Origin of the sequence: Pseudomonas cichorii (assembly GCF_003700275.1) — a bacterium.
GTDB lineage: Bacteria > Pseudomonadota > Gammaproteobacteria > Pseudomonadales > Pseudomonadaceae > Aquipseudomonas > Aquipseudomonas cichorii_B.
In genome coordinates, this window is the sequence record NZ_RBRE01000084.1 from 124,436 (window position 1) to 143,004 (window position 18,569).

General features: G+C 56.0%; 13 protein-coding genes. 9 read left to right on the plus strand and 4 right to left on the minus strand.

Annotated elements, in window-relative coordinates:
• The first annotated feature begins 514 nt into the window (after positions 1 to 514).
• A complete protein-coding gene (locus ALQ04_RS22185; protein ID WP_183142246.1) occupies positions 515 to 796 on the plus strand; it encodes a GNAT family N-acetyltransferase in 282 nt (93 codons plus the stop codon).
• 62 nt (positions 797 to 858) lie between these two features.
• On the opposite strand, the gene ALQ04_RS22190 is transcribed toward ALQ04_RS22185, so the two are convergent.
• On the minus strand, positions 859 to 1,935 hold the full coding sequence (locus tag ALQ04_RS22190; RefSeq protein WP_183142247.1) for a 3-deoxy-7-phosphoheptulonate synthase: 1,077 nt from the start codon (positions 1,933 to 1,935) through the stop codon (positions 859 to 861).
• A gap of 270 nt (positions 1,936 to 2,205) precedes the next feature.
• Between ALQ04_RS22190 and ALQ04_RS22195 the strand changes: the two genes are divergently transcribed.
• The 4 genes from ALQ04_RS22195 to cysB all read left to right on the plus strand — a co-directional run bounded on the left by ALQ04_RS22195 (position 2,206) and on the right by cysB (position 5,804).
• Entirely contained in the window at positions 2,206 to 3,162 is a 957-nt protein-coding gene (locus tag ALQ04_RS22195; protein WP_122317874.1) for a putative 2-dehydropantoate 2-reductase, read from the plus strand.
• 26 nt (positions 3,163 to 3,188) lie between these two features.
• A complete protein-coding gene (locus tag ALQ04_RS22200; RefSeq protein ID WP_122317875.1) occupies positions 3,189 to 4,094 on the plus strand; it encodes a 5'-nucleotidase in 906 nt (301 codons plus the stop codon).
• A 90-nt stretch (positions 4,095 to 4,184) separates the two neighbouring features.
• The gene (locus ALQ04_RS22205) at positions 4,185 to 4,679 is read left to right on the plus strand and encodes a universal stress protein (protein WP_122317876.1); all 495 of its coding nucleotides are present in this window, start codon (positions 4,185 to 4,187) and stop codon (positions 4,677 to 4,679) included.
• 150 nt (positions 4,680 to 4,829) lie between these two features.
• On the plus strand, positions 4,830 to 5,804 hold the full coding sequence (gene cysB / locus ALQ04_RS22210; protein WP_122317877.1) for an HTH-type transcriptional regulator CysB: 975 nt from the start codon (positions 4,830 to 4,832) through the stop codon (positions 5,802 to 5,804).
• A 64-nt stretch (positions 5,805 to 5,868) separates the two neighbouring features.
• Here cysB and ALQ04_RS22215 read toward each other — a convergent pair whose 3' ends face one another.
• Entirely contained in the window at positions 5,869 to 6,603 is a 735-nt protein-coding gene (locus ALQ04_RS22215; RefSeq protein WP_122317878.1) for a phosphoadenylyl-sulfate reductase, read from the minus strand.
• Positions 6,604 to 6,778: 175 nt separating this feature from the next.
• Between ALQ04_RS22215 and thrH the strand changes: the two genes are divergently transcribed.
• Complete coding sequence (gene thrH, locus ALQ04_RS22220) at positions 6,779 to 7,396, plus strand: bifunctional phosphoserine phosphatase/homoserine phosphotransferase ThrH (RefSeq protein ID WP_122317879.1); 618 nt, start codon at positions 6,779 to 6,781, stop codon at positions 7,394 to 7,396.
• A gap of 78 nt (positions 7,397 to 7,474) precedes the next feature.
• Here thrH and pabB read toward each other — a convergent pair whose 3' ends face one another.
• Positions 7,475 to 8,818 carry an aminodeoxychorismate synthase component I gene (gene pabB / locus ALQ04_RS22225; protein ID WP_122317880.1) on the minus strand — a complete coding sequence of 448 codons (1,344 nt, stop codon included), beginning with the start codon at positions 8,816 to 8,818 and terminating at the stop codon, positions 7,475 to 7,477.
• Positions 8,819 to 9,372: 554 nt separating this feature from the next.
• On the opposite strand from pabB, the gene ALQ04_RS22230 reads away from it, so the two are divergent.
• From ALQ04_RS22230 to ALQ04_RS22240, 3 genes are all read left to right on the plus strand, one after another.
• Positions 9,373 to 11,628: an autotransporter outer membrane beta-barrel domain-containing protein gene (locus ALQ04_RS22230; RefSeq protein ID WP_122317881.1), complete on the plus strand. Its 2,256-nt coding sequence runs from the start codon at positions 9,373 to 9,375 to the stop codon at positions 11,626 to 11,628.
• A 237-nt stretch (positions 11,629 to 11,865) separates the two neighbouring features.
• Entirely contained in the window at positions 11,866 to 13,857 is a 1,992-nt protein-coding gene (locus ALQ04_RS22235; RefSeq protein ID WP_147466623.1) for a hypothetical protein, read from the plus strand.
• Positions 13,858 to 13,930: 73 nt separating this feature from the next.
• Complete coding sequence (locus ALQ04_RS22240; RefSeq protein ID WP_147466624.1) at positions 13,931 to 15,379, plus strand: hypothetical protein; 1,449 nt, start codon at positions 13,931 to 13,933, stop codon at positions 15,377 to 15,379.
• Between the two features lie 61 nt (positions 15,380 to 15,440).
• Here ALQ04_RS22240 and ALQ04_RS22245 read toward each other — a convergent pair.
• The coding region (locus ALQ04_RS22245; RefSeq protein WP_147466625.1) for an RHS repeat-associated core domain-containing protein at positions 15,441 to 18,569 on the minus strand (3,129 nt) is incomplete at its 5' end.

Consider the following 18,569-nt stretch of genomic DNA (forward strand, 5'->3'; position numbering starts at 1 on the left):
AGTAAGTAAACTGACGAAGCGCAAGAAGAGGATAAATTTCTTGGCTTTGAAAGTGTTCCGCGCTACTTCTCATGCATTCTGTATAAAAACTATCCACTTTGCCGCACCGTCTCGTGACTCTGTTCCAGAGCCCCGGACAGGGTCTCGCAATGGCCCGAAATCCTTGGGCCGGGCTTCATATCGGCCATTTCATGTCCAATGTCGCACCTTGCTCTTGAATACGCAGCTTATCTAAGAAGCGGCGGTGACTTTCACTCTTCAAGGGCGTCTCAATCGACAACATTCGGCGAGGACTGGTTCAACCGATCCGGTAAACCAGAAACCGATCATGATTTTTATGGTCGACATCTTGAGCATCTTCTGCAAGGACGCCTACTATTTGGAGGTGCTATTTGTTGGAAATCGACAATGCTCTTCTCGGTGTCCAGACAGGCACGGGGTGGCGTAGATATTCCTTCGCCGGAAAAACATCGGTAAGGTAGGGGTCAAAATCCAAGACCCGCGAGGAGTAGTGATGAGCGAGGCGTTGTCCATCCACCATGATCAGACTGGCCATCAATTTGAAATCAACATTGAAGGTCATCGTGCCTACCTGACCTATATGGATCTGGGTAAGCAGACTCTGGATTTCTACAGGACCTTTGTGCCCGACGAGCTTCGTGGCCGCGGAATTGCCGCTGCCCTGACCGAGCAGGCGCTCAACTATGCCGATAGCATGGGTTACACCGTAATTGCTTCCTGCTCCTATGTGGAGCGCTACATGGAGCGCCATCACCGGCAGGCCGCCAAGATCTGAGGACATGACGCACCATGAAAAACGCCGAGCATATGCTCGGCGTTTTCGTTACAGCCTGAAGATCAGTCGCGTTTGCGCCTTGGCAACACGTCCTTGAGTTTGGCGTGCATGCTGCGCAAGGTTTTCTCGGTGCTTTCCCAGTCGATGCAGGCGTCGGTGATCGAGACGCCGTATTGCAGTTCCGACAGGTCTTTCGGAATCGCCTGGCAACCCCAGTTCAGATGGCTTTCGACCATCAGGCCGATGATCGACTCGTTGCCTTCCAGGATCTGGTTGGCGACGTTTTCCATGACCAGCGGTTGCAGGGCCGGATCCTTGTTGGAGTTGGCGTGGCTGCAGTCGACCATGATGTTGGGGCGGATCTTCGCCTTGTTCAGCGCCTGTTCGCACAGGGCGACGCTGACCGAGTCATAGTTCGGCTTGCCGTTGCCGCCGCGCAGCACCACGTGGCCATAGGCATTGCCCTTGGTGGTCACGATCGATACGCCGCCTTCCTGGTTGATGCCCAGGAAGCGGTGAGGGCTGGAAACCGATTGCAGGGCGTTGATGGCTACTGTCAGGCCGCCATCGGTACCGTTCTTGAAGCCGACGGCCGACGACAGGCCGGAAGCCATTTCGCGGTGCGTCTGGGATTCGGTGGTGCGTGCGCCGATGGCCGACCAGCTGATCAGGTCCTGCAGGTATTGCGGGGAGATCGGGTCCAGCGCTTCGGTAGCGGTCGGCAGGCCCATTTCTGCGAGGTCCAGCAGCAATTGGCGACCAATGTGCAGGCCGTCCTGGATCTTGAACGAGTCGTCCAGGTATGGATCGTTGATCAGGCCTTTCCAGCCGACCGTGGTGCGCGGCTTCTCGAAATAGACGCGCATGACCAGGTACAGGGTATCGGAAAGTTCTGCAGCCAGCGCCTTGAGGCGTTCGGCGTATTCCTTTGCTGCCTTCAGGTCATGGATCGAGCATGGCCCGATCACGATGAACAGGCGATGATCCTTGCCGTCGAGAATGTTGCGGATCACTTCGCGGCCCTGGCTTACAGTCTGCAGGGCAGTACCGGTAAGCGGGATATCGCGCTTGAGCTGATCCGGCGTGATCAGAGTCTCGTTGGATGCAACGTTGAGGTCGTCAATCGGTAAATCAGCCATCGTGTTACTCATCAGGTCACGGGTACGGGCCGCTCGCAGTGTTGCTTGCGGCGGTGCTCAGTATGGTTGAGCGTATCGGGGAGCCGAACCTTAGCGCGTTACCCTGTTGCTCGACAATGGGTAAACGTGGCTTTGGGACTGTCGGGCTCCAATAAAGGTAGCGGTACAAACGCGCATGGCCCGGTGAATTTGCAACCGGCCTGCAGGCATCGGATAGTGTGCGAACAATCAGAGTTGCCATGAGGCAGACGATCTTGAAGAGGGAAAACGATGATCAGTGATGTGCAGCGACCCAGGATAGGCATTATCGGGACCGGAGCTATCGGTGGCTTTTATGGCCTGATGCTGGCGCGTGCCGGTTTTGATGTGCACTTTCTACTGCGCAGCGAGTTCAATGCGGTGGTTCGCAATGGCCTGCAGGTCAACAGCGCCGTGCATGGCAGCCTGAAGCTCGATCAGGTCCAGGCTTATTGTTCGGTTGCCGATATGCCGCCATGCGACTTGCTGCTGGTGGGCACCAAGAGTACCGGCAATGGCGGACTATCGCCTGTAATCGCCCGGGCTGCCGCGCCCGGAGCGAAAGTTCTGCTGCTGCAGAACGGCCTGGGCGTCGAAGATCAGTTGCGGCCCTTGTTGCCGGAGAGCCTGCATCTTTTGGGTGGCTTGTGTTTTGTCTGCGTCAATCGTGCCGAGCCTGGGATTGTGACCCATCAGGCCTTCGGTGCGGTGAGTGTCGGTTATCACAGCGGTCCTGCTGTCGATCAGGACAGTCGCCAGGCCATCGTCGAGCAATGCACCGGATTGTTTCGGATAGCCGGGGTCGACTCCCATGCCATGGCCGATCTGCAGCAGGCGCGCTGGCAGAAGCTGGTCTGGAATGTGCCCTATAACGGCTTGTCTGCACTGTTGCAGGCCAGCACCACGCCATTGATGGTCGATCCTTGCAGTCGTGAGCTCATTAAAGCCTTGATGGATGAAGTGGTGCAGGGCGCCGAGGCCTGTGGCTATCCACTGCCGGCCGGGTTTGCCCAACAATTGTTCGAGGTGACCGGAAAAATGCCGGACTACAAGCCCAGCATGTACCATGACTTCGCCGAAGGGCGACCGCTTGAGCTGGAGGCCATCTATGCCCGGCCACTCGCCGCCGCGCTGGCCGCAGGATGCGACATGCCACGGGTACGGATGCTCTATCAGGCGCTGGCGTTCATCGAACGCCGCAACAACTGATTCGATCTGCAAACCAGGAGGCGATCATGGCCGAGCGTGATGAACATAAACTGGTGCTGGCGATCTCATCGCGGGCCTTGTTCGATCTGCGTGACAGCCATGCGGTGTATATGGCTGACGGGGTCGAAGCCTATCGCCAGTATCAGATCGAGCATGAAGACGAGGTTCTGGAGCAGGGCGACGCTTATCTGCTGGTGGAAAAGCTGCTGAGTCTCAACGCCAGCCTGAGCAAGGCGCGGGTCGAAGTCATTCTGGTGTCGCGCAATAGTGCCGACACCGGGTTGCGGGTCTTCAATTCCATTCAGCATTACGGGCTGGATATCACCCGTGCGGCTTTTGTCGGCGGGCGCAGCCCTTATCCTTATCTGGCGGCGTTCGGCTGTCATCTGTTTCTTTCCACCCATGCCGAGGATGTGCGTAGCGCGCTGGATGCCGGCTTTGCTGCGGCGACCATTCTCTCCGGCGGTGCACGACGTGCGGCCAGTGCCGAGTTGCGCATCGCGTTTGATGGCGATGCGGTGTTGTTTTCCGATGAGTCCGAGCGGATTTATCAGACTGGCGGGCTGGAGGCCTTTCAGGCCAGTGAACGCGAGTCGGCCCGCGAGCCACTGCGCGGCGGGCCTTTCAAACCGTTTCTGGCGGCGCTCAATCTGTTGCAGCGTGAGTTCCCCGAAGAAACCTGCCCGATTCGCACGGCCCTGGTCACGGCGCGCTCTGCGCCAGCCCATGAGCGGGTAATCCGCACCTTGCGGGAGTGGGACATTCGTCTGGACGAGTCGCTGTTTCTGGGTGGTTTGCAGAAGTCGGCTTTTCTGGAGGCGTTCGCGGCGGATGTGTTCTTCGACGATCAGCCAGGGCATTGCGAGAAGGCTCGGGAGGTCGTGGCTACCGGCCATGTCCCACACGGAATCAGCAATGAAATAAAGCTCTGAAAGTGCCGGGCGCAATAAGCCGCCTTCGTAGTCTTTGGTGCACTGCTAAGCTGAATCAATCTCCGCCATTCCAGTTGTTCGGGAGGTCATATGATTCGTTCGATCCTGTACGCCACAGACCTGGGGCTGTATGCGCCCTATGTGGTGCAGCATGCGCTGGCAATGGCTCGAACGTTCAATGCCGGTCTGTACGTCATCCATGTGGTTGAACCCATGGGCCTGTTCGCCGAATCGGTGCTGCAGAGCTATCTGGGGGAGGATGCGTTAAAGGATCTTCACGGCAAGGGCGTGAGTACATTCATGGATGGAATAGAGCAACGGATGCTCGACGGGTTTCGTGAAGAACTAGGTGAAGGTCATAAAGACCTGTCTTTCATCCGCGCAGTGAGGGTCGTTCAGGGTGAGCCATGCAATGTGATCCTTGAGCAGACACGCGAGCTGGCAGTGGACTTGCTGGTGCTAGGTAGTCATAGCCGTATGGCGAAAGAGGGCGCGCCGATAGGTCGTACGGCCGCCAGGGTTTTACAGCTTTCAGATGTACCGGTTTACATGGTGCCCATGATGCAGAACAGAGGACGGGGGTAGGGTGGTGGTGTAAATGTGGGTTTAAGTGAAATCGAGCGTGCGATTACCTCTCAAAGGTGATAAAAAGTTCTAGTAATATTCACCAGACCATTAATCCAGTTATATACCGTCGCTGATACCCCTAGGGTTTATCTGCTTTGAGGGATACATATGAAGCTTCAACAATTGCGCTACATTTGGGAAGTGGCGCACCACGACCTCAACGTTTCCGCGACGGCACAGAGCCTTTACACTTCTCAGCCCGGCATCAGCAAGCAGATACGCTTGCTGGAAGACGAGCTGGGGGTCGAAGTTTTTGCCCGCAGCGGCAAGCACCTGACACGAGTCACTCCAGCGGGTGAACGCATTATCACCACGGCTGGCGAGATTCTGCGCAAGGTCGAAAGTATCAAGCAAATCGCCCAGGAATTCTCCAACGAGAAAAAGGGCACCTTGTCGATTGCAACCACCCATACCCAGGCGCGTTATGCCTTACCGCCTGTGATCAGTAATTTCATCAAGCAGTACCCGGACGTGGCCTTGCACATGCACCAGGGATCACCGATGCAGATCGGTGAAATGGCGGCTGACGGGACCGTGGATTTCGCCATTGCTACCGAAGCGCTGGAGCAGTTCGGTGATCTGGTCATGATGCCGTGCTACCGCTGGAATCGTTGCGTCGTGGTGCCTCAGGGCCATCCCCTGACCAAGGTGCCGAAGCTGACGCTGGAGCTGCTGGCCGAATACCCGATCGTGACCTACGTATTCGGGTTCACCGGTCGTTCCAAGCTTGATGAAGCATTCAGCCACCGTGGTCTGGTGCCCAAGGTCGTCTTCACAGCTGCCGACGCAGACGTGATCAAGACCTATGTGCGCCTGAATCTGGGGGTCGGCATCGTTGCCAGGATGGCAGTGGATGAAGAACTGGACAGTGACCTGGTAATGCTCGATGCCAGTGAACTGTTCGAGTCCAGCATCACCAAGATTGCTTTCCGTCGTGGGACTTTCCTGCGTGGCTTCATGTGCGACTTCATCGAGAAGTTCGCCCCGCACCTGACTCGCGAAGTCATGGCCAAGGCGATTCAGTGCCATAACAAACAGGAACTCGAAGAGCTGTTCGCAGGTGTTGAACTGCCTGTGCACTGATCATCGCGAATAAATTCGCTCCTGCACCTGCGCAGGAGCGAATTCATTCGCAAAAAGCCGATTCTCAGCCTTTGGTAATCAAGTTGCCCGCGTGCAACCCGCACTCCTTCTGGGTCGCTTCTTCCCACCACCAGCGGCCTTCGCGCTCATGCTGGTTCGGCAGGACCGGACGGGTGCAGGGTTCGCAGCCAATACTGATGAAACCGCGCTCGTGCAGGCTGTTGTACGGCAGCTCAAGCATGCGGATATAACCCCAGATTTCCTCGCTGCTCATCTGTGCCAGCGGGTTGAACTTGTACAGTGCGCGCTCGGGCGTCGAGAAGGCGCTGTCGACTTCCAGCACTGCTACCGCACTGCGGGTACCAGGGCTCTGGTCGCGACGCTGGCCGGTGGCCCAGGCTTTTACTTCGCTCAGTTTGCGGCGCAGGGGTTCGATCTTGCGCACGCCGCAGCACTCGCCATGACCGTCCCTGTAGAAGCTGAACAGGCCCTTTTCCTTGACGAAAGGCTCAAGCTTGCGCTGATCCGGCGAGATCAGCTCGATATCGATCTTGTAATGCTCACGGACCTGCTCGATGAACCGATAGGTTTCCGGGTGCAGGCGACCGGTGTCGAGGCTGAAGACCTTGACGTTCTTGTTCAGCTTCCAGGCCATGTCCACCAGCACCACATCTTCGGCGCCGCTGAATGAAATCCACAGCTCGTCACCGAAGTGGGCGAAGGCCAGTTTCAGAATGTCCTGAGCAGACTTGTTGGCATACGTCGCGGCTAGTTCAGCGACGTCGAAAGGGTGGCTCATCAGGCGGCTTCCTAGATACAAGAGTGGCGCTTAAGCGCTCGTGATGGCGGCAATGGTAACAAAATCATCGCCCAGTGGCCTGTCTGCTGTGTTCATGAGACGGCTTGCACTGAAACCGCAACAGACTCTAGAGTGCCGCTTCGCCTGATCTTGAAATCCCCTTGAGGAGTGTCCTGTGGAAATTGCCTGTCTCGACCTGGAAGGTGTGCTGGTCCCGGAAATCTGGATTGCCTTTGCCGAGAAAACCGGTATCGAATCGCTGCGTGCGACCACTCGGGATATTCCCGACTATGACGTACTGATGAAACAGCGCCTGCGCATTCTCGATGAACACGGTCTGAAACTGGCGGATATCCAGGAAGTGATCGGCACACTCAAGCCGCTGGACGGTGCTGTCGAGTTCGTCGACTGGCTGCGCGAGCGCTTTCAGGTGGTAATTCTGTCGGATACCTTTTATGAGTTCTCCCAGCCCTTGATGCGCCAACTGGGCTTTCCGACATTGCTGTGCCATCGTCTGATTACCGACGAAACCGACCGTGTTGTCAGCTACCAGCTACGCCAGAAAGACCCGAAGCGTCAGTCGGTACTGGCCTTCAAGAGCCTGTACTACCGCATCATCGCTGCCGGCGATTCGTACAACGACACCACCATGCTCGGTGAGGCCGATGCGGGCATCCTGTTCCATGCCCCGGAAAACGTCATCCGCGAGTTCCCGCAATTCCCGGCAGTCCACACCTTTGAAGACCTGAAAAAGGAATTCATCAAGGCCTCGAACCGGGATTTGAGTCTGTAGTCATTTCCGGTCCTTCACGATGAATTGGCTCCTGCACAAACCTGCGGGAGCCAATTCATTCGTGAACAAGCCGCAGACTCAAAGCCCCTCCAGCGTATCCAGCAACACCCGCACCTTGGTAAACGACTCCTGATATTCCGATTCGCAATCGGAGTCTGCAACGATCCCGCCGCCGCCCCAGCAGAAAACCCTGTTGTCCTTGACCAGCAGGCTGCGGATGGCGATGGAACTGTCCATTTCGCCGCGCACATCCATGTACATCAGCGAGCCGCAATACAGGGCGCGACGAGTCGGTTCCAGTTCGTCGATGATCTGCATGGCGCGGATCTTCGGTGCGCCGGTGATCGAACCGCCGGGGAAGCTGCCGGCGATCAGGTCCAGAGCGTCCTTGTCGGCCGCCAGCTCGCCAGTCACGCTGCTGACCAGATGATGCACATTCGGATAACTTTCCAGGCTGAACAACTCGGGGACTTTCACCGAACCGGTGGTGCAACTGCGACCCAGATCGTTGCGCAGCAAGTCGACGATCATCAGGTTTTCGGCGCGATCCTTGACGCTGGCAAGCAGCTCCTGCGCGTAGACGGCATCTTCACTTGCATCGCTGCCTCGCGGGCGGGTGCCTTTGATTGGCCGGGTTTCCACCTCGCGCTGGCTGACCTTGACGAAGCGCTCCGGTGACAGACTCAGGATCGCATCGCCATCGGGCAATGCCAGGTAGCCGGAGAAGGGCGTCGGACATGCGGCGCGCAAGGCGCTGTAGGCCGCCCATGGATCACCTTCGCAACGGGCCTGGAAGCGCTGGGCAAAATTGACCTGATAGCAGTCGCCGGCCTGGATGTAATCCTGAATGCAGGCCAGTGCCGTGCTGTAGTCCAGTGCGCTGAGGTCTGCCTGGAATGGCCCGGTCAGATGGAATTCATTCGATTGCGCTGTGCTCGTTTGCTGGAACAACTCCAGTAAACGCAAGCGTTCGTCTTGTGGCAGAGCAGGGTGGCAGACCAGTTGCGTGGTGCGGGCCTGATGATCGCTGATCACCGCCCAGGCATACAGGCCCAGGCGCGCATCGGGCAGTTGCAGGTCGTCGATGGCCTGGGTTGGCAGCGGTTCAAGACGCCGACCGAAGTCATAGCCCAGGTAACCGATCAGCCCGCCGGCAAAAGGCAACTCGCTTGCATCGGGCAATTGCGCAAGGCCAAGGCGTTCAAGGCTGTCACGCAACCGCTGCAGAAACGCCATGCCGGACTCGCCCGGCTCGACCACCAGATGCTCCAGCGGCCAGGCGCTGAGCAGGTCGAACCTGCCGCGACCAGCCTCGGGACGACCGCTGTCCAGCAGGATGGCGCCCGGCGCATGTCGAACCCTTTTGAAGTATTCGGCAGGGTCAGATGAATAGCGCAGGGAGTGAAGGGTGCAGGTCGGCATTCGCAGAAATCGGTCGGCGGTGTGAGGTTGGCGATTGTAAGGCCCGGATGCGTTTATCTTCCAGGCTTTGTACGAAAAGTGGCTGTGCTCGGTGATGCTGCGTTAAAAACAGGCTCGGAATGCTTATTTACAATTTGTAAAGTCGAGCGCGACTCCGACCGTTCCTCGCCNGTTTTTGCCTTGCCTGACCTTCGCTCGCCGACTTTTCGTACAGAGCCTGGTGTTCTGTTTCAAAAACGGACACCAGGTTCACGCCTGCCAACTAGCAGCTTAATAATTGTGAGAGATTTCTTATTGCCGTTTTGAAGGCGGTGTAAGAGTTTGATAAGTGTTTGCTCATGAAAAGATACAATTATTCTTCAATTGGATAAGCCTGACTTTTTTATAGTGAATTGATTTGTTCTTCATCGCTTATAAGGATTTTGTCTGTGGGAATGGGGCTACATTACTGCGGGAAAAGTCCTACATGATTATGGGGTTTGTATTGTTATTCTTCGGCGTCGTTGATGACGCAAGCATTGCGGTCATCGCTTTATAAATCCAAGGAATAAAACATGATTTTTTATAATCTTGCGCAGGTAGTGCCTTTGCATCGGGCGCTGCGAGTGCTTTGCGTTACGCCGCTAATGTTGGCTGGCCATCATGTTGCTGCTGCACCGGAGCCCGTTATCGGAGAGACCAAGAATATAGATGGCTCTTATGTCAATACTGACTGGAATGTAAGGGATGAGGGAGTTTTAAATGCCACGAATGCCAGAACCGGTTATATAGAGGTGCGTAATGGCACATTGAACTTCACTGGCACGCAAGTGAATGGCGCCAACGGTTCAGGAATCGCCATCAGCTTTATGGGCGGCACAGGAAACTTTACCGGTAGCAGTATCGGTGGTGCAGATATCGGTATGCGTGTCACCAGAGCCGACGTTTCGTTGACCAATAGTTCAGTGAGCGGTAAAGAGATCGGAATAGACATTCTCGCGGGCAGTACCGTGACACTCTCAGGGAGTCAGGTTAGCGGTACTGGCACCAACGGTGTGGGCATCCATATGTTCAACGGCGCATTGAAGGCTACTGGCGGCTCGTTGATCTCTGGCACGGTGAACGGTATTTCCGTTAACCAAAGTCCTGTCACTGCCGGTCCGGGCAATCCTGTTATCGAAATCGACAACAGCCAGGTAGTGGGGCAGACCGGTGCCGCAATCGTAGTCGGTCCACCCTTTGGCAGCGCCGACTCGACGGAAATCGTCATAAAGAATGGTTCAAGCCTGACAGGCGGCAATGGCAACATTCTGGAAGTCAATGGTTCTACGGCCAAAGTGGCAGTTCAGGGCAGTGCACTGACCGGCAATGTCCAGGTTACGGATAATGGCAAAATGAACCTGAGCCTGGATCAGAGCACCCTGACCGGTGACGTGACGGCTGAAGCCGGCAGTACCGTGGATGTTGCCCTGTCCAATAACTCTGTTCTGACTGGCCGCCTGGAAAACCTGAACAGCCTGGCGATCAATAGCGCAGCAAAGTGGGTAATGGTTGAGGACTCGACGGTCAGCAATCTGGCAATGGATGGCGGTTTTATCCAGATGGGCGCGCCGGATGAGTTCTACACGCTGTCGCTGGGTAACCTGTCAGGCAGTGGCACCTTTATCATGGATGCCGATTTTTCTCAGGGTAAAGTCGATTTTCTCGATGTGACCGGTACCGCCACCGGCAATCATTCGCTGCTGGTGGGTGCTACGGGTGCAGACCCGCTCGCCGATTCTTCCATGCATGTGGTGCACACCGGCAGTGGCGATGCGCAGTTCTCGCTGCTCAACGGTCCGGTAGATATGGGCACTTACACTTACGAACTGAGCCAGCAAGGCAGTAACGACTGGTACCTGGTCAACACCGGTAAGGTCAGCTCCGGTACCAGCGCGGTTCTGGCGCTGTTCAATACCGCCCCAACGGTCTGGTATGGCGAGTTGTCCACCCTGCGCAGCCGTATGGGGGAATTGCGTTTCAAGGGCGGGCAGCCCGGTGGCTGGGTTCGTAGCTATGGCAACAAATTTGACGCCAGGGCGGCATCCGGCGTTGGTTATCAGCAGACTCAACAGGGTATTTCCTTCGGTGCAGATGCTCCATTGCCATTGGGCGATGGCCAGTGGCTGGTTGGCGTGCTGGGTGGCTACAGCAAGTCTGACCTGAGTCTTGGTCGTGGCACGACCGGCAATGTCAGCAGCTACTATGTGGGTGCTTATACAACCTGGCTCGATCAGGACAGCGGCTATTACTTTGACGGCGTTCTCAAGTTCAACCGCTTTCGCAATGAAGCCGATGTCAGCATGAGCGATGGTTCCGAATCGAAGGGCGATTATGACAACACGGGCGTGGGTGCTTCCGTGGAGTTCGGCCGACACATCAAGCTGGATGATGGCTATTTCGTTGAGCCTTACACGCAGTGGGCGGGCTTGATGGTTCAAGGCAAGGATTACGAGTTGAGCAATGGCATGCGTGCGCAAGGCGATGCTACCCGGTCGTTGGTCGGCAAGCTGGGCGCTACCGCAGGTCGTGATTTTGATCTGGGCGATGGCAGGGTTGCCCAGCCCTATATCCGCGCCGCCTATGTGCATGAGTTTTCTCAGGACAATGGGGTACAGGTCAATAACAACGTTTTCAATAATGATCTTTCCGGTGCGCGGGGTGAATTGGGTGCCGGTATAGCGGTCTCGATGTCTGAACGTCTGCAGTTGCATGCCGATTTTGACTACAGCAATGGCAGGAAACTTGAACAGCCCTGGGGAGCTAATGTCGGGTTGCGTTATAGCTGGTAGTTATTGTTGGTTTTGGAGGGGAGGCGAAAGCCTCCCTTTTTATTACCTGCTGAATCAAAGGACAGTTACGTGGCAGGCAGGCACTGGCAGTTCTGACAGTATCCAGTTTTTCAGGCGGGGAGTTTAATGGTCTTTGAGTGTGGAGACGCTGAAGATAGAGGCTTTCTGGCTCTTGATCAGAAGACTCCAGCTCGCCTCATTAATGCACGTGATCAATTGAGTCTCAAGGAGAGGAATATGTCGAATTCCGATAAAATCACGGAAGGTATGGAAAAGCGTCGTGAGTATCTGCGTTCACAGAGCAAGAAAAGAAACCATGTTTTGCAAAATCAGCTCCTCCCCCCGGAGGTGGCGGCTATTCTTGCTGGCCTCCCGGAGGGACTGTTGCCTGTTTCGGCACTGACGGCTGATCTTGATGTGAAAATCCCTTATTGGAATGTTCAGGTTCCTGCCCCGTTGTACGCCGAGGTCAACTTGAGCCTTATCGATAGCAAGGGTGCCACTGTTTATAGTTCCAAAAAAAAATTCGATGGTCCGATAAGCATTGGTGATTTTCCACTGGAACATAACATTCCCCAGAGCGGTATTCCCCATGAAGGTGTTTTCAGGCTTGAATACCATGTTTTTATCAGTGACGGGACCGACAACCATTCCGCTCCTCGCACTATCACTATTGACAGGACTCCGCCGTATTACAATCTGGATCCCACTCAGGCATTCCCCGTTGTGCTGACGGCCCCGGCAGCCGTTATTACGGATGCCACTTTTGCCGGTGGTGAGACCGAGTTTATCTGCACGGTGGCTGAGTATACCGATATCACCGATGATGACGTGATAGTGGTGTACTGGGGCCCCGGACAGCCAGAAACACCTGACGCACCCGATCCAGCTTTTGGACCGGTGAAGATTCCCGCAGACCGAAAAATTCCGATTTCAAAAGACACTATCGTAAACAATCCCAATGGTGCTACTTATGCGGTGTACTGGCTGACAGACAAAGCCGGAAATGTGAGTTCCATTTCCAAGCCTCTTCAACTGGATGTACAACTGGGGGCTCTGCCTGCCAACTTGAAAGATCCACTGGTTCCATTGGGAAGCCTGGTGGATCTGGCTGATGCTCATATGGGCGTCGATGTGCTTATTCTTGCCTACGATAACCCTCAGGGCACGGTTATCCATGCGAAATGGGGCGCAACCTCCTTGCTTCCCACTGATCCGGGTTCCATGCCGCGTGATGTAAGTATTCGAGTGCCGTGGCCGACGCTCAAAGGAGAATATACAGGCGGTCCTGGAGAGGAAACGGTTCAGGTCAGCTATCAGGTTAAACGCGGTACGCTGGTTTTCCCCGCTGCACCTTTGGTGCTGGACGTCGAAGTCGATTTTTCTACCAACGGCCCAACTAATCCCAATGAGCCAGACCCCACCAATCCGGATCTTGCCCAAGTGCACCTTCAGGGAACTGATGGCATACAGGACACGCTGACACCGAGTGATGTCGGTAAGGACATTACTGCAACTGTAGCGCTTTACGATCCCGTTGTGGCCGGTGAAATACTGAAGCTGTATTGGGGAAGCGAGCCAAACCCGGTAGCCAGTTTCACAGTGGTCAATGAAGCCCCCGGAGATCCAATTAACTTCATCATTCCCTGGGTAGCCATTGAAGCCCAGGCCAACAACCCGGCATTACCGATGTACTACAGCATTAACACTGCTACCGGTAATAACCCTACTCGCTCTATTGATACACCCGTAAACGTGGGGGTGTTGATAGTGGGTTTCGACCCTGTCAGCTTTCCCGATATCTTTGAAGACAGTAACGGCAACAAGACGCTTTCATGCGCTTCCCTGTACTCCGAAGACTATGCCGACCCTGATGCAAAATTTGGTTTCAGGGTCGCTGTTCCCGGGGACAAGGACTTGAATGTGGGTGATGCAGTGACAGTGGTGTGGCGGGGTTATGAATTTGACGGGATCACCGAGATTCCAGCGACCCGATTTACCTTTACCAAACCGTCATTGACTCAGGAGGAGGTGACCAATGGTTTCATCGTTCTTGTCGAGCCTTACGATGTTCATATCTTGCCGATTGAACAGGGGTATGCAGATGTCACCTACTCCGTGACGCAAGGAGGTGTGCCGGTCCCCGCTGATCCCATGCCTGGCAAGCAGTACGTATCGCTTATTCGCCCCGGTGGCCTGCCCTGTACCGTGCCACCGACACAACCTTGAGCATCGCAGGCCGGGCTGCTTGTGTTTTTTTCAGTAAGTCTGGCCTGTTCGGGGTACACAGGAGAAATTCGATATGGATGCTACTGATACTCTGGCGCCGTTAAGTCCTCCAACAGTGCCAAAGGCTTTACCGGATATTCCGGGAGGCGAGGTCAATCTGCTGTCAGTGGATGCATTGCAAGCCAGCCTTAGAGTTGAGTTCCCTTTATGGGCTGCAAGCGAACCGATAGCAGGTCGCACTGAATGGGTGGCACTGAACTGGGATGGCAGGGAAGTGACCTTGAAAAGCTTCACCACGCCCATCGTCGATCCGGACATTCTGTTTGCGGACATTCCTCTGGTCGAACTGACTGAGGGCACACATCAGTTGTTCTACCGGGTCACGCTTTCGACCGGCAACCAGAACAGCTCTGACCCGATCCCCATCACGATCGACAAGACTCCGGCCACGCTGGCCGGTAACAAGGATCATCTCGTCTTTCCTCCTGATCTGATCGGTAACCGGGTTACCGCCCGTTATCTGGAGGAGCACAACAATGTGCTGCCGGCCACTGTTCCGCAGTATTTCCCCCATAAACCCGGCGACATCATCAGTTGGTACTGGGAGCAGAATCCGGTGGGGTCTCTGTTGGCGGGGCAGAAGACCTTGAGTCAGAACGATATGGGCCTGCAGATCGAAATCGACGGTGACGTGATTGTCGCCGGAGGCGATGGTCAGCGTTATGCAAGCTATGAGGTACAGGACCGGGCAGGTAATCTCAGTGTGCTGTCCCGTGCGGCCATGCTGACCGTGGACGCGCAGCCGATTCCGCTGTTGATGCCTTCGGTCAAGAAGTCCCAGCCTTCAGGCGGCGGCAAGGGCACCCTGGACCCGCTGCTGGTAACCGATGGTGCGGTGGTGGTGATTCCGGCAGAAATCGATCCGCAGCCTACCGATCTGATCACGGTCTACTGGACAGGAATCAACCTCGCGTCCAGTCATGTCGCCAAGGCTCCGATCCAGGCGGGAGGCCTCGAGTATGCGATACCGGCCAGGGCAGTGCCCGGCAATATAGGGGCGGGCAGAGAGGTCGAGGTCTACTACACCCTGACGCTGCAGAACGGCACGATCAGGCGTTCTGCGTCCTATATGCTGAATATCCTGACGATTGCCCAGGAGAGGTTTCCCAAGCTGCAGTGCGAACAGGCCAGCGGTATTCCGGAGCTGCTCAGCCTGGCCAAAGTGCCAGGCGGAGCAGATTTTTACGTTAAACCGTGGGTATTTATCGAAGCGGGGCAAAAGATGTACATGTGGGCCGAAGGCGTTGACAAGAACACGGGAGACGATCTGTACCTGGAGGTATTCCAGAATCGCCGTGTCACGGAGGCAGAGGTCAATACGCAGGTCGATGCCTTGCTGGTGCGTTCGTTTCTGGACCGGTTGAAACTCAATATCGAGTTCTGGGTATATATCGAAGTGAGTTTCGATGACGGCTTGTCGTATCTGGGATTCAGGCGACTGGAGTTGACGTTGGTGGTTTGAGTCGTGAAACCGCCCCAGCCTGTAGGCCGGGACGGTTTTTCATTGGTTCTGATAGCCACTACTATGGCTTCCTCACCTCCTTTAATAGCTGTCGTACCTGCCCCGGTAACTCTGTCTTGCCAAGGGTTGTGGCTTTACCGTCTGAAGCATTGATCCATTTAATGAATTCACCCTGAATTCCCTGCTCAGGCGCCGGGCTTCTGGGCGGCGTGATTGAGACAGTTGACTCCACCGCTGTTACAGGTTGAGGTGGCGGCGGGAAGTTGGCTTCATTTAAGCTGGACCCGAGGAAGGATTCAGTCTGTGTGGATTTATTAACACCCCTTTCAAACGGTCTTAAATCGAAGCCTGCCCACTCATCGTAATTTATTGCAGGCTGACCAGTTCCGGGCTTCTTGGGAAACATCGGGCGCAGTCGCGTGGGGATGGCGCTGGGGGCAGCACTGGAGGCAGCATTGGGAGCAGAACTGGAGGTAGAGCCGGAAATAGACGGGGCCTTGAAAGACCCGTTTGGAGTCATTTTAGGGGGCTTCAGTGGTGCGGTCTGCGTGAATTCATCAACACTACTGGCTGCGGCTTTCGTCGACCACTTGGAAACCCCGGTCAGAGCGGTCCTCATTCCCAGGAACATCGATGTCATGCCCAGTGCAAAGCTTGTCAGGTCCAGCACTTCTTTGGTCTTCATGTCGGAGACGACGTGGCTTGCGACACCTGTCCCCACTGCTCCGGCTCCAGCAGCGATGGACCCGGCATATACAGCGAACGCCCAGCTCAATGCTGGGGCTATCGTGCCGACCGAAGCGACGATGCCTATGGTTGCCGCTACCAGGCCGACGATATTGAATGCCATAAGCAGACCACGCGATATATGGCCGGTAGGGTCGACGAAACCGATCGGGTCGCCCAGGCAATAAACATAAGGGTTAAGCCCGCCAGCACCGAACGGGCTGAGGCTGTCGGGGCTATGGAAGCGCATCAGCGTCGGATTGTAGGCGCGGTAGCCGCGGCCCAGCAGATACCAGCCGCTGACTTCATCGCGCACTTCGCCATTGAATCCCAGCAGACTGTGCAGGCGGTCTTCACTGCTACGCTCGCCGTAGGCGCTGTACACCGCAGTGCGCAATTCGTCCTGTTGGCTTTCACCCAGCAGGCTTTGCTTGGCATCAGTCATGAACAGCAGGGTTTTAGCCTCGTCGCCCAGGGTTTGTTGGCCCAGCGGCTGATTACCGCTATACAGATAACTGGTGGTTTCATTGTCCAGAATGCTGCTGCTCAAGCGTTCGCCCTGATAGAAACGCAGCGACTCCCCCGCGCTGCCTTGTCTGACGCCCACCAGATGATTATGCGAGTCATAGCGGTATTGCGCTGTCTCGCTGCCATCCGTTGCAATGACCCCCAGCAGCCGGTTCTGTGTGTCATAAGCCAGGCGTTGGGCGTTTTCGTCATGCAGCAGGTTGCCATCGGCGTCGTAATCCAGGGTGATGCTGGCCGGGTAGTGGGGGTGGGTATGGGTAATGTTCACCAATTGCGTCGGGTCATCCGCGGCAAAGCTGAACAGGGCCTGGTCGCTACTGCCATCTGCAAACGTGCTGTTTACTTGCGTGATGTTATCCAGAGCATCGAAATCGAAGTGCTGTTCGCTGATTTCGTTGCCATAACGATCCTGCGGCAGCGTCTCGCCGGTGCAGGCATGCAGTGTGAGGCGACCTCGTTCGTCGTAATCGAATGTTTCATCGAGTAATGAGCGGTCTTGGGTCTGCAGGTGTCGCGAGCTCAGCCTGCCGTCCTTGCGCCATGTCTGGCTGATCGTACGGGTAATGTGGCCAGTCAGTTCGAGGGTTCGTTCTGTTTCCTGCCCCAGATCGTTGTATTGCAGGCTGGTCCGCAGCGTGTTGCCGCTGCCGATATCGGTCGTCAGGGTACTTTGCAACTGGCCCAGGCTTGACCAGTTGAACTCCGCCTGCAGTTGCCCCTGTGTTATCGACGCGAGCCGGCCCTGTAGATCATATTCATAAATCGAAGTCAGCCCGCCGGGCTCCTGGCGACTCAGCGCTCGTCCGGCAAAAGAGCTGGTATGGCGAGTTTCCAGCGTCATTCCATTTTCAATGCGCCGCTCTGCTGTCAGATATCCATTGTGGTTGTAATCGAACTCGGTACGGCTACGGCTGTTCTGCGAGGTCGTCAATGCGGCAGTCTTGAAGTCATAGGTGAAGTCAGCCTGCTCATTTCCGGCGATGGTGGTGATGGGTTGATTGGTCAGGCCCGGGCTGTATTGGTAATGAATCGAGTGATTGCCGGGGGTGATGCATTCATCAACCTGCATCTGCCCGCCCTTGTAGACAAGGCGCGTGATGCGAGGACCGACCCTGACCTGGATCGCACGATCCAGTCCGTCGAAACCTTGCTCGCCGAGCAGGATCGATTCGGGTGCCTGGGCGGCTCTGACGCGCAGTGCCGTGGCCAAGGCCTCGTTACTGTGCGGTGCATAGTCCTTCTCGATCACGGTCAGGTCGGGAAGAGTAGTGCTGATGACCCGTGACCATGGCCCGTAACTGAAACGTGTGCTGTGTCTGAGCGGATTCACTTCCTGAATACAGCGTCCCAGGCCGTCATAGGCGTAATCAGTCTGGCTCACGGTATTGCCGCCAGCATCCAGTACCTTGTTCCACTCGGGTTTGCCGAACCGGTTGCTGCGGGTTTCGACCCTATTGCTGATCAATGGCGGCGTATCGTTGCTCTGCATCCAGCTACGCTGGCTCTGGCGTAGCGGATCGGTTTCGCTGACCTGCGAAACGCCATCTGGTCCGGTGACACTGCGCAGCTCCCCCCAATCGTCGTATTCATAACTGCTGGTGAGCGGCAGTTCTCGCAAGCGAAAGCCAGGCTCCGCAGCGTTGTCGGTCGGTAGCCAGTCGCTGACGGTGTCCTGAATCAGCAGTCCGCGGCGGTCGTGCAGTGCGCTGTAGGTCTGGAAGTAGTCAGTGAGACTGCTTTCGTCGACTCCCTGATGTAATTCCTCCACTACACGGTTGATCCCGTCAAGCAAGGTGCGGGTCTTGATGCCTTTGACATTGGTCACTTCCTGCTCGGCCTGCTGCCCTTCAATAGCACTGAGCACATACCCATAGCGGCGCGTGGCTTCGTACGGCGTGCCGGGGGCCACAGTTTCTTCGGTCACCCGACCCAGTGC

What these genes read in the sequence shown, in the direction of transcription:
- ALQ04_RS22185 (WP_183142246.1), top strand. Translation starts at nt 515, where the DNA reads ATGAGCGAGGCGTTGTCCATCCACCATGATCAGACTGGCCATCAATTT.
- ALQ04_RS22190 (WP_183142247.1), bottom strand. Translation starts at nt 1,935, where the DNA reads ATGGCTGATTTACCGATTGACGACCTCAACGTTGCATCCAACGAGACT.
- ALQ04_RS22195 (WP_122317874.1), top strand. Translation starts at nt 2,206, where the DNA reads ATGATCAGTGATGTGCAGCGACCCAGGATAGGCATTATCGGGACCGGA.
- ALQ04_RS22200 (WP_122317875.1), top strand. Translation starts at nt 3,189, where the DNA reads ATGGCCGAGCGTGATGAACATAAACTGGTGCTGGCGATCTCATCGCGG.
- ALQ04_RS22205 (WP_122317876.1), top strand. Translation starts at nt 4,185, where the DNA reads ATGATTCGTTCGATCCTGTACGCCACAGACCTGGGGCTGTATGCGCCC.
- cysB (WP_122317877.1), top strand. Translation starts at nt 4,830, where the DNA reads ATGAAGCTTCAACAATTGCGCTACATTTGGGAAGTGGCGCACCACGAC.
- ALQ04_RS22215 (WP_122317878.1), bottom strand. Translation starts at nt 6,603, where the DNA reads ATGAGCCACCCTTTCGACGTCGCTGAACTAGCCGCGACGTATGCCAAC.
- pabB (WP_122317880.1), bottom strand. Translation starts at nt 8,818, where the DNA reads ATGCCGACCTGCACCCTTCACTCCCTGCGCTATTCATCTGACCCTGCC.
- ALQ04_RS22230 (WP_122317881.1), top strand. Translation starts at nt 9,373, where the DNA reads ATGATTTTTTATAATCTTGCGCAGGTAGTGCCTTTGCATCGGGCGCTG.
- ALQ04_RS22235 (WP_147466623.1), top strand. Translation starts at nt 11,866, where the DNA reads ATGTCGAATTCCGATAAAATCACGGAAGGTATGGAAAAGCGTCGTGAG.
- ALQ04_RS22240 (WP_147466624.1), top strand. Translation starts at nt 13,931, where the DNA reads ATGGATGCTACTGATACTCTGGCGCCGTTAAGTCCTCCAACAGTGCCA.